The sequence below is a fragment of the Streptomyces sp. NPDC060209 genome, from assembly GCF_042728155.1.
Classification (GTDB): domain Bacteria; phylum Actinomycetota; class Actinomycetes; order Streptomycetales; family Streptomycetaceae; genus Streptomyces.
Map to the genome: position 1 here is coordinate 1 of NZ_JBHWZS010000336.1, position 9,268 is coordinate 9,268.

A 9,268-nucleotide genomic window follows, 5' to 3' on the forward strand; every position below is an offset into this window, starting at 1 on the left:
GGACACGCGCGGGGCGGGCGGCGGACCGGCCGGGGGGCGGACCGCCGCCCGCACCGTCCTCGACCCCGCGGCCGGGACAGGCGCCCTGCTGCGCGCGGTCACCGGCCCGGCGGCCCTGTACGCCCAGGAGGCCGACGCCGACCTCGCCGGGCTCACCGCGCTCCGCCTCGCTCTGCACTCAGAGGAAGCCGCAGGGACGGCCGGGGCGCCCACGGAATCGGACGCGGCCCGGGGCGCGATCGTCGTACGGGCCGGGGACACCCTGCGCACGGACGCCTTTCCGGGCCTCGCCGTGGACGCCGTCCTCTGCCACCCGCCGTTCAACGAGCGCAACTGGGGACATGAGGAGCTGGCCTACGACCCACGCTGGGAATACGGCCTTCCCGCCCGCACCGAGTCCGAACTCGCCTGGGTCCAGCACGCGCTGGCCCATCTGCGCGAGGGCGGCACCGCCGTCCTGCTGATGCCGCCGGCCGCCGCATCCCGACGGTCCGGCCGTCGCATCCGGGCCGATCTGCTGCGCCGGGGCGCCCTGCGCGCCGTCATCGCGCTCCCGGCGGGCGCCGCGCCCCCGTACGGCATCCCGCTCCACCTCTGGGTGCTGCGCAAGCCCGGGGCGGACCGGCGCCCCGCACCCGAACTCCTCGTCGTGGACACCGCCGAGTCCCCCGAGACCGCCCCGGGGGCCGTCGGCCGTGACCGGATGGACTGGGCGGCCGTACGGCACACCGCGCTGGACGCCTGGACCGCCTTCGACCGCCCGGGAGTCCCCGGCGGCGGGGACGCCCCCGTGGCCGACGCCGCCGTGGACCGGCCCGGCGTCAGTCGTGCGGTCCCCGTCATCGAACTGCTCGACGACGACGTCGACCTCGCCCCTGCCCGCCATCTGCCGCCCCCCGCAGCGGGTGGAGCCGCCGAACTCGACCGGGTACGGGAACGGCTGGACGAGACCCTGAAGCTCACCGCCCGCCTCGCTCCGCCGCCCGCCACACCCCGCGAACCGTCCCGGCGCACCCTGACCACGGTCGGCGAACTGGCCCGCTCCGGTGCCCTGCAACTGCGCACCGGCTCCGGCACGGGCGGCGGCACCGCCCCCGTCCTCACGGAGCACGACGTCCTCGCCGGGACGGCCCCCAGTGGCGCGCCGACCGGCACGACCGCCCCGGAGGACGAACCGCTCCTGCTGGAAGCCGGCGACGTCGTGCTGCCCGTGCTCGGCGGTGGAACACTCACCAGGGTCGTCGACGATGCCACCGCCGGCGCGGTGCTCGGCCGCAACCTCCAGGTGCTGCGCCCCGACCCGGCCGCCCTGGACCCCTGGTTCCTCGCCGGGTTCCTGCGCGGCACCGCCAACAACCGCCAGGCCAGCAGCTACGCCTCGACCGCGACCCGGCTCGACGCCCGCCGTCTCCAGCTGCCCCGGCTGCCCCTGGCCGAACAGCAGCGGTACGGACGGCAGTTCCGCACCCTCGCCGCGTTCGAGGACGCGCTGCGCACGGCGGGCCGGCTCGGCGGACAACTGCTCCAAGGGATGTACGACGGCCTGACGGACGGCACGGTCGACCCGGCGCCCCGAAGCTGACGAGCAGGCGGGCCAAAGGCGTTGTGCACAACGGGGACCGACTGTCTGCCTGGGTGTATACGCTCTCAGCACACTTCCTACACATGCTTTCCAGGAGCAGCTCATGCATGGCTACGGCTATCCGCCGGAGCGTCGTCCGTCCCCGGCGACGTTGAATCTGCTGCGCGTGGTTTTCGTGACGCTGACCGTGGTGAGCTGTGGGCTCCTCGCCTGGGGGGCGATGCTGCGTATCGCGATCGTCACCCGCAGGAGCCGGGACTGGGCCCTGCTGGCCGTGGTGTTCGTGCTCAACGTCGGACTGTTCGTGTTCATCCTGGCCACGCCCGACGACCCGGAGAAGAGGACGGACACCCAGGCACTGATAGGCATGGGCTGGCTGATCGGCGTCGTGGCCGGTGTGATCGCCTACTACCTGTACACGGACCTGCGGCACTTCGGCACGGAGGAGCCCTACGGGCGCTACGGCGGCCCGCGCCCCGGCCACCTTCCCGCGTCCGCGCCCCACTTCCCGCCCGGGTACGGCGCATACGGGCCGCACCCGACCGCCGCCGTGCCGCCGCGGGGTTACGGCTACCCGCCCGCCGCACCGCCCGCCCCTGATCCGCAGGTTCCGGCGCCCCCGCCCGGGTCTCCGGCCGATCCGCCGAGGCCGGCCGGCTCCCCCCAGCGCATGGACCAGGTGCGCGCCGAGCTCGACGAGCTGAGCGACTACCTCCGCAAGGAGGGTGACGGCCGGTGAACGGGCGTGTCATCGCCGGGCGTTACGCGCTGGCGACGATTCTCGGCCAGGGCGGCATGGGCCAGGTCTGGACGGCGTACGACCAGCGGCTCGACCGCAGGGTCGCGGTGAAGCTCCTGCGTCCCGACCGGGTCGCGGGCCCCTCCGGCAGTGAGGCGGCCGACGATCTGCGCCGCCGGTTCGTCCGCGAGTGCCGGGTCACCGCGCAGGTCGACCACCCCGGTCTCGTCACCGTCCATGACGCGGGGAGCGACGGCGAGGACCTCTACCTCGTCATGCAGTACGTCGAGGGCGCGGACCTCGCCGACCACCTCGCCGAGCACGACCCCTACCCGTGGCCCTGGGCCGTGGCGATCGCCGCCCAGCTGTGCGCGGTGCTCTCCGCGGTGCACGCGGTGCCGATAGTCCACCGCGACCTCAAGCCCCGCAACGCGATGGTGAAGCCCGACGGCACCCTCACGGTGCTCGACCTCGGCATCGCCTCCGTCATGGACACCGACACCACCCGCCTGACCCACACGGGCTCCCCGATCGGGTCCCCGGCCTACATGGCCCCCGAACAGGCGATGGGCGGCGCGGTCGGCCCTTACACCGACCTGTACGCGCTCGGTGTGCTCCTCCACGAACTCCTCAGCGGCGACGTGCCGTTCGCCGGGTCCACCGCCCTGGGTGTCCTGCACCGCCACCTCTACGAGCCGCCGCTCCCGGTCCGCCATCTCAGGCCCGAGGTCCCCGAGGCGCTCGAAGCACTCGTCCTGCGGCTGCTCTCCAAGGACCCGCAGCACCGCCCCGCCTCCGCCCAGGAGGTCTACGAGTCCCTGCGGCCCCTGCTGCCCACCGGCGGCTCGCCCTCGGGCCCGCTCGACCCGACCCGCCCGTTCCTCCGCCCGCACGCCCCCTGGCCCGACCGGGCGGCCGTGCCGGCGTCGGCGCCCGCCCAGCAGGCCCCCGCCCCACCTCAGGAGCCGCCCGCCCGGCCGAACGTGGCGCAGGCCGTCGACGACGTGAAGCGGCTGCTCGGCGAGGGCCTCATCACCCAGGCCGTCGACATCCTCGGGGGAATCCTGCCCGCCGCGGCCCTGGAGCACGGCGAACACTCACCGGTCGTACGGATCCTGCGCAAGCAGTACGCGGCCACACTGATGGACGACGGCCAGTACCGCCGCGCCCTCCCGGAGCTCCGTCGCCTCGCCGACGACCGCGCGGCGGAGGCGGGCCCAGCCGACTCCCAGACCCTGCAGTTCCGCTACGACGCCGCGCTGTGCCTGGAGCAGCTCGGTGAGGCGGCCGCCGCGCTCGCCGAGTACCGCGCCGTCCTCCCCTACTACGAGAACGGCTACGCGACCTCCACCGGCCCCGGCCGGGCCTTCGACATCCGCCGGCGGATCGCCCACCTCCTGCTCGGGGTGGGCGACCACACGGCGGGCCGCGCCCAGTTGCAGGCCCTTCTGTACGACACCGAGCGCGCCTACGGCCCCCACCACCCGCTCCCCACGGAACTGCGTCGCCAACTGACCCACCACCAGGACGTACGCGGCTCGGCGTGAGGCGGCGGACGGCCGGAACAGGCGAGCGTGAGGGGTTTTCGTCCCTGACCCCACACTGACCGGTCCGGAAATCGTTGGTCGAAGCAGTGGCCCGAATCACGTCCACTGCCTAACATCGATCACCGCAAGGCTTTGTGCACTGATGCACAAACTCTCCCCGGGAGGCTCCTTTGCACCGCCGTCGTCGCACCGCGCTCGCCCTTTCCGCCGCAACGCTCCTCGCGGCACCGCTCCTGACCGCCTGCGGCAGCGAGGCCCACCCCGGTGCCGCGGCCGTGGTCGGCGGCGACCGGATCGACGTGGCCACCGTCCAGGCGCAGGCGGCCGACGTGCGCACGGCGCAGCAGAAGCCGGGGCAGCCGGAGGAACTGGTGACGAAGTCGGGTCAGCTGATCCGGGCCAAGCTTTCCGGCCTGATCCTCGGAAAGGTCCTGGACCGGGCCGCCGAGGACGCCGGGGTGAGCGTCAGCCGTAAGGAGATCCAGCAGGTCCGCAGCGCTTTCGCCGAGCAGTCCGGCGGGGACGAGGGCGTGCGGACGCAGATGCTGCAGCAGAGCTGGGTGGCGCCCGGCCAGATCGAGGAGACCCTGCGCAAAGAGGTCCAGATCCAGAAGCTGGCGCAGGCGCTCGGCGCGGACCTGCAGAGCCCCACCGGGATGCAGGCCGTCGAGAAGGCCCTCGCCGACGCTTCGAAGGCGCTGCACATCGACGTCAACCCGCGCTTCGGCAGCTGGGACAACCAGAAGGTCCAGCTCAGCACCTACAAGGCGCCGTGGCTCACGCAGGTCACCCCCGTGCAGGGCCAGGAGCCCGAGGCAGGCGCCTGACCCCGCCCGTCCACGGGTAGGTTCGGGGTGTGAACGCTGAAGACCCCGGCCGTATCGTCCTGCTCACCGCCAGCCACCGTGTCGCCCCCGGTCTGCTGTCCTGGCCCGCCTGGCAGACGCTGCACGCCGCCGACCGGGTGCTGTGCGCCGAGCGGGACCATCCGCAGCTGCCGTATCTGGAGGAGGCGGGGGTCGCCGTCGAGCACACCGCGCCCTCGGCCGAGGAGCTGGTGGACGACTGCGCGGGCGGCCGGACCGTAGTGGTGCTGGTGGGCGGAGAGGGCAACCAGCCCCTCACCGACGGCCTGGCCCGGCTCGGCGGTTCGGGCCGGGTGCAGATGCCGGACCTGGAGCTGTTGCCCGGTTCGTACGACCTGCCCGGAGCCCGGCTCCTGGATCTGGTCCAGGTCATGGACCGGATCCGGCTCGAATGCCCGTGGACCTCGCAGAAGACGCACAAGGGCCTGGCGAAGTACGCCATCGAGGAGGCGTACGAACTGGTCGAGGCCATCGAGGACGGTGACCGCGAGGAACTGCGCGAGGAGCTCGGCGACGTACTGCTCCAGGTCGTCTTCCACGCGCGCATCGCGCAGGAGGACCAGGAGGAGCCGTTCGGCATCGACGACGTCGCGGCCACGATCGTCGAGAAGCTGATCAACCGTCATCCGCATGTGTTCGGTGACGAGACCGCCGAGACCCCGGAGGACGTCCACGCCCACTGGCTGCGGACGAAGGCGATCGAGAAGCAGCGCGAATCGGTCACCGACGGGGTGCCGCTCGGCCAGCCCGGTCTGGCGCTGGCGGCCAAGCTGGGCAGCAGGGCCCGTGCCGCGGGCCTCGACGCAGCGCTCCCCGAAGGCGACGGGGTCGGCTACCGGCTGCTGGCCCTCGCCGTACGGGCCGAGCAGGACGGCACGGACCCGGAGGCCGCCCTGCGGGCCGCCGCCCGCGCCTACCGGGACGCGATCCGGGCGGCGGAAGGGACCGGGACCGCTCCGGATAGCGTCGAGGAGTGAACGACAGCCCCGAGACGGCCTCCGCGCCCGACGCAGCGCCCGAACTCTTCACCTGGGAGTTCGCCACCGACCCCTACCCCGCCTACGCCTGGCTGCGCGAAAACAGCCCTGTGCACCGCACGTCGCTGCCCAGCGGTGTCGAGGCCTGGCTGGTGACCCGGTACGCCGACGCCCGGCAGGCCCTCGCCGACGCCCGGCTCTCCAAGAACCCGGCCCACCACGCGGGCTCCGCGAACGCCAAGGGCAAGACGGGCATCCCGGGGGAGCGCAAGGCGGAGCTGATGACGCATCTGCTGAACATCGACCCGCCGGACCACACCCGGCTGCGCCGGCTCGTGTCCAAGGCGTTCACCCCGCGCCGGGTCGCGGAGTTCGCACCGCGCGTGCAGGAGCTGACGGACCGCCTCATCGACAGCTTCGTGGAGGAGGGGAAGGCGGACCTCATCCACGACTTCGCGTTCCCTCTCCCCATCTACGCGATCTGCGACCTGCTGGGTGTGCCGCGCGAGGACCAGGACGACTTCCGTGACTGGGCGGGCATGATGATCCGGCACGGCGGGGGGCCGCGCGGCGGGGTCGCCAGGTCGGTCAAGAAGATGCGCGGCTATCTCGCCGAACTCATCCATCGCAAAAGGGAGAATCCCGGCGACGACCTGATCTCGGGTCTGATCCGGGCGAGCGACCACGGCGAGCACCTCAGTGAGAACGAGGCCGCGGCGATGGCATTCATCCTGCTGTTCGCCGGATTCGAGACGACCGTGAACCTCATCGGCAACGGCACCTACGCCCTGCTGCGCAATCCGGACCAGCGCGAGCGCCTGGAGCGCTCGCTGGCGGCGGGGGAGACGGAACTGCTCGCCACGGGCGTCGAGGAGCTGCTGCGCTACGACGGGCCGGTGGAGCTCGCTACATGGCGCTACGCCACCGAACCCGTGACGCTCGGAGGGCAGGACATCGCGGCGGGGGACCCCGTTCTCGTGGTGCTGGCCGCCGCGGACCGGGACCCGGAGCGATTCCAGCATGCGGACACCCTGGATCTCGCGCGGAGTGACAATCAGCACCTCGGATACGGACACGGCATCCACTACTGCGTGGGGGCGCCGCTGGCCCGGCTGGAGGGGCAGGTGGCGCTGGCGACGCTGCTCAGGCGCCTCCCCGACCTGCGGCTCGCTGCGGAACCTGCCGATTTGCGATGGCGTGGCGGGCTCATCATGCGTGGACTGCGCACGCTTCCCGTGGAGTTCGATCCCGGGCATCCGGCCGAAAAAGGTGACACTCTGTCAACTCCGTGACTTTCACGTGATCTCCGCTGCATCGACTTGTGACACACGTTCGAGTAGGGCTAGGTTCACCGTTCGACTCACCCGTCACATGTCAGTCACACGGAAGGCAATCCCATGGGCTCCGCGACCGGCAGACACCGTCGCCCTCGCCAGGCACCCGCCATCGTCGTCGCCGCAGGCGTCACCGGATCGGCCATTGCCATCCCGCTGCTCGGTGCGGGCGGCGCGCAAGCCGCTGACGCGTCGACCTGGGACCGGGTCGCCGAATGCGAGAGCGGCGGCATGTGGAGTGCCGACCTCGGCAACGGTCACTACGGGGGCCTGCAGTTCTCGCAGGACACCTGGAAGGCCTACGGCGGCACCGCGTACGCGGCGCGCGCCGACCTCGCGAGCCGCTCGCAGCAGATAGCGGTCGCGGAGAAGATGCTGGACGCCAAGGGCCCGCAGGCATGGCCCAGCTGCGCGGTGATTTCCGGGCTGGCCCTGGACGGGACGCTGCCGGGCATCGACCCGGGCGGTGAGCCGTCCGCCGAGCCCTCGGACACCGCGACGCCGTCCGAGACCCCCTCGTCCGAGGCGTCGGACCCGTCGGGCACGTCGGACACGTCGGACACGGCGGACGACTCGGACGCGAAGGACGAGGCGAACGGCAAGGCGTCCGACGACACCGCGGGCAAGGGTGAGGAAGCCGGCGAGACCGGCGCGTCGCCGTCCGCCACTCCGTCCCCCGAGGCGTCCGAGACGTCCGGTGCCTCGACGGGTGACGAGGCGAAGGGCGGAAAGCACCGCGGCACGCCGGCCCCCGAGGCGAGCGCCGGGTCGGACCTGGACGAGGGGCGCGAGTCCGGCCGGCACGCCTCGCGCGGCGATTCCGAGGCGCGTCAGGGGGCCGAGGGGACGTACACCGTCCGCGAGGGCGACAACCTCTGGGCGATCGCCGACACGCAGGAGCTTCCCGGCGGCTGGCCCGCGCTCTACGAGGCCAACAAGGACGAGCTGGGCTCCGACCCGGACCTGATCCTTCCCGGCCAGAGCCTGGACCTCCTCGGTCTCGGGACGGACACGCAGGACGCCAAGGCGGAGACCGCCGCGGCCAACTGATCAAAAGCGGGAAAACACCCCGAAAGCGGGGGTAGTTCAGAGGCCTATGTCCACTTATGCGTAAGTGAGACATGGGTCTCTTTGCTTCAACTGGTGGGCTCGGCCCGCCCGGTCCGTCCACATTGGCTCCGACCTGCGCAAACGATCCTCCACGCCTGACCGTTACGCGCTGATTAGCCGTTATGTCCATCTTTGAATGTAGGGGTTGCGTGTGATTACGGTCGGAGCCGCTCGCACCGCGGGCACCTTCGACCGTCACGCCGAATCCTGCCGTCGGCCGAAGGGGACCGACGCGTAAAGCGCCGTAGGCAGGAGCGGGGGACCCAGGTAAGTGCCGGACCCGGCCGTCGGAAGACGGGCGAGGGTGCGGCTAGGGGTGAAGTCGTCAGCGGGAGCGGGCGACCGGGCAACTCACAGGCCCGAACCCGACAGCTCACCTCGTAGGCGTCGGTGAGGAGAACCATGCTGCTTTCCAGCAAGGGCAAGCACCGTCGCCCGTCCAAGGCCGTCCGTGTCGCGACCCTCGCCGGTGTCGCCGGTGCCGCCGTCGCCGTGCCGCTGATGGGTGCGACCGGCGCCTCCGCCGCCTCCGTCGACACCTGGGACGCCGTCGCCCAGTGCGAGTCCGGTGGCAACTGGTCCATCAACACCGGCAACGGCTACTACGGCGGCCTGCAGTTCTCGCAGTCCAGCTGGGCCGCCGCCGGCGGTACGCAGTACGCCGCCCGCGCCGACCTGGCCACCAAGGGCCAGCAGATAGCCGCCGCCGAGAAGCTCCTCGACCTGCAGGGCCCGGGCGCCTGGGCCTGCGCCGGTGCCGGCGGCCTGACGAACGACGGTGTGGACCCGGGTGTCGACACCGGCTCCGACAAGAACGGCGACACGGCCCCGCAGGCCGCGCCGGAGCGCAAGGCCGAGCAGCCCACCACGCGCAGCGAGAAGCGCACGGCTCCCGAGAAGACCGTCACCACCCCGACCGGCGAGAAGGTCGAGAAGGGTGACGGCGAGTACAAGGTGAAGGCCGGCGACACCCTCAGCAAGATCGCCGACGCGAAGAAGGTCAAGGGCGGCTGGGCGAAGCTGTTCAAGCTGAACGACGACATCGTCGACGACGCCGACCTGATCTTCCCGGGTCAGCAGCTCCACCTGAAGTAGTCGCGAGCGGTCGGACGC

Annotated in this window: 8 protein-coding genes and 1 riboswitch; all 8 genes read left to right on the forward strand. The window is 72.2% G+C overall.

Annotation, left to right across the window (positions count from 1 at the left end; genetic code table 11):
* On the forward strand, window positions 1–1,582 hold a 1,582-nt coding region (locus ACFWFI_RS37200), incomplete at its 5' end, for an N-6 DNA methylase (protein WP_387399275.1).
* 103 nt (window positions 1,583–1,685) lie between these two features.
* On the forward strand, window positions 1,686–2,321 hold the full coding sequence (locus ACFWFI_RS37205; protein WP_387399278.1) for a hypothetical protein: 636 nt from the start codon (window positions 1,686–1,688) through the stop codon (window positions 2,319–2,321).
* A complete protein-coding gene (locus ACFWFI_RS37210) occupies window positions 2,318–3,868 on the forward strand; it encodes a serine/threonine-protein kinase (RefSeq protein ID WP_387399280.1) in 1,551 nt (516 codons plus the stop codon). Before ACFWFI_RS37205 ends, ACFWFI_RS37210 begins: the two co-directional genes overlap by 4 nt.
* 170 nt (window positions 3,869–4,038) lie before the next feature.
* A complete protein-coding gene (locus ACFWFI_RS37215; RefSeq protein ID WP_387399281.1) occupies window positions 4,039–4,695 on the forward strand; it encodes a SurA N-terminal domain-containing protein in 657 nt (218 codons plus the stop codon).
* Window positions 4,696–4,724: 29 nt separating this feature from the next.
* Window positions 4,725–5,711, forward strand: a complete 987-nt coding sequence (locus ACFWFI_RS37220; RefSeq protein WP_387399284.1) for a nucleoside triphosphate pyrophosphohydrolase — start codon at window positions 4,725–4,727, stop codon at window positions 5,709–5,711.
* Window positions 5,708–7,003, forward strand: a complete 1,296-nt coding sequence (locus tag ACFWFI_RS37225; protein ID WP_387399287.1) for a cytochrome P450 family protein — start codon at window positions 5,708–5,710, stop codon at window positions 7,001–7,003. Before ACFWFI_RS37220 ends, ACFWFI_RS37225 begins: the two co-directional genes overlap by 4 nt.
* Before the next feature lie 105 nt (window positions 7,004–7,108).
* The gene (locus ACFWFI_RS37230) at window positions 7,109–8,095 is read left to right on the forward strand and encodes a transglycosylase family protein (protein WP_387399289.1); all 987 of its coding nucleotides are present in this window, start codon (window positions 7,109–7,111) and stop codon (window positions 8,093–8,095) included.
* Window positions 8,096–8,385: 290 nt separating this feature from the next.
* Window positions 8,386–8,557: riboswitch (cyclic di-AMP (ydaO/yuaA leader) on the forward strand.
* A complete protein-coding gene (locus ACFWFI_RS37235; protein ID WP_387399291.1) occupies window positions 8,558–9,250 on the forward strand; it encodes a transglycosylase family protein in 693 nt (230 codons plus the stop codon).
* The last annotated feature ends 18 nt before the right edge of the window (window positions 9,251–9,268 follow it).